The organism is Actinobacillus capsulatus DSM 19761 (genome assembly GCF_000374285.1).
GTDB lineage: Bacteria > Pseudomonadota > Gammaproteobacteria > Enterobacterales > Pasteurellaceae > Actinobacillus > Actinobacillus capsulatus.
On sequence record NZ_KB893964.1, the window covers coordinates 1 to 2,008 of the forward strand.

The following is a 2,008-nucleotide window of genomic DNA, read 5'->3' on the forward strand; positions in this document are numbered from 1 at the left end:
AAACGAAAGTGCAAACACCTAAACCGACGGAACATAAAACAGAGCGTAATGTTTCACAAATGAGAAGTGAGAATAATGGGAAGCCTGTGGATGTAGCTATTTCTCATCAAAAACACGAATGTTTTTGTCATAGAGATTTTACGGTTGATGAAGTGAAAAATATTATTTATTCGTTAAGAGATTCTGAACCTACGGTTAAGAAAATCTTAGGGTATTCTTTATTTTCAGCTAAGAATTGCCACATTTCTAGAGAAGATGCGACTTATGACAAGTTTACAAAAGAACTAAATTTAGCAATGCAGAAGTATGAAATTAATACTTGTATAAGAAAAATTCATTTTTTAGCACAATGCTATCTTGAGTCAGCACATTTTTCAACATCACAAGAAAATGGTTCCTTAGAATATTTATCTCGTAAACCATACTATCCATATATTGGTCGCGGGCTGATTCAATTGACTCATTCTGGTGAAAAAGTGGGAGAAGTTGGGTATAAACAATATTTTGAATATATTGGAAGAAAAGATCATAGGACTAGTTATGAGCTTTTAAATAAAGACTTACATTTGGCAATCGATGCAAGTGGTTACTTTTGGAAGCGGGGGAAATTGCTTAGTGCAGGCAGCTTTCTGAAGGCTAAATATCCTAATTCTAAAGGTAATAGGATTAATTATCCTAAAACTAGATTGCCTACACATACTACGATCGATATAAATGTTGTGGCTGATGATGATAATACATATCAAGTAACCTATTTGGTAAATGGTGGACAAACAGCTATTAATGAACGAATTGCTTATGTTAATAAATTAAAGGAAATTTTTAATTATGAAGAAAATCATAAAAATTAGTAAACTATTTTGGCTAATATCTATATGCTGTTCATTTAATTCTTTTGCTAGTAAAGGTGATGTTAAATATTATTTAAATAGTAAGAATTATTTTTTTTCTGATATAGATGTTGATAAAGATGGGGTTAGAGATAAAATTATTAGTAATGTTAATGGCTTAGGTGATGAGTTGCTGTTTTTTAAAAAAAACTTAAATGATTATGAGTTAATATTTAAGGGAAGGAATTTATCAGAGGATGGCGGGGCTGGCATTAGAGAGATTACTAAATCGGATGATAATAAATATCAATTTATTATCACAACTAATACTGATAAATTAAATATTATAAATAGCTATTATATTTCTTATGTAGATAAGAAATGGATTATAAACAAAATTATTTCTACTTTTAGTGGTTATCCTGATGATTACTCCAAGAAATATATTTGTCAATTTGACAGAGTTGGTCTAGATTTGTCATCTAATGATATCATGGATAAATTGCCAAATGTAAATTTGCCAGAGGAGTTTATAATTAGTAATTGTAAATTAGATTATTTTATTGAAAATTCTTTAGAAAAATATATTGATAGATTTGATGAAAATAATGTAGATATAGTTAATGGGATTGATAGATATAAAAAATTACTAATGCTTTATCCCTATTCTGAGATAAATAAAAAGAATTATTCTATAATAATCGATAGATTGTCTTCTTTAGGCTTGTTAGATGAGAAAAAATATGTAGAGAGTGAGACTATTAAGAAATGTGCGAGAATGGGAACTATCATAGATAAATCGCATTTATATTTACCTATTGATAGTAAATCTAATATGTATCTAATTAAAGGTGATAAAGTTCATATTTTGAATGAGTCAGTTGATAAGAATAATCAAAAATGGTATTTCATCAATTACAAAGGAAAAAAAGATATTAATATGTGGATTAAGGCGGAAGCTGTTGATCTAAAATAATCATGCTTTCGAGATAATGCATTTGAATACAAGCTGTCTGATTTAGTGAAAAATTTGCAAAAAATTCATTAAATCAGACCGCTTGTATTTTAATTAGCAAATCACCGTTGCAAGCGGATGAAAAAGGTCGGTTGGAATTCCATCCGAGTTTAGTGGAACAAGAGGGAAAAGAACGGTTAATTAAGGTCATTTTTTGGAATGA

The 2,008-nt window shown here is 28.9% G+C and carries 1 protein-coding gene and 1 pseudogene; both read left to right on the forward strand.

Annotated elements, in window-relative coordinates:
• Positions 1–851: pseudogene (locus C228_RS14950) on the forward strand (hypothetical protein); the annotation flags it as partial.
• A complete protein-coding gene (locus tag C228_RS14955) occupies positions 829–1,806 on the forward strand; it encodes a hypothetical protein (protein WP_018653007.1) in 978 nt (325 codons plus the stop codon). The pseudogene C228_RS14950 and the gene C228_RS14955, both read left to right, overlap by 23 nt.
• The last annotated feature ends 202 nt before the right edge of the window (positions 1,807–2,008 follow it).

Bases quoted from the DNA above. Each gene is read 5' to 3' on its own strand.
- C228_RS14955 (WP_018653007.1), top strand. From the start codon at position 829: ATGAAGAAAATCATAAAAATTAGTAAACTATTTTGGCTAATATCTATA.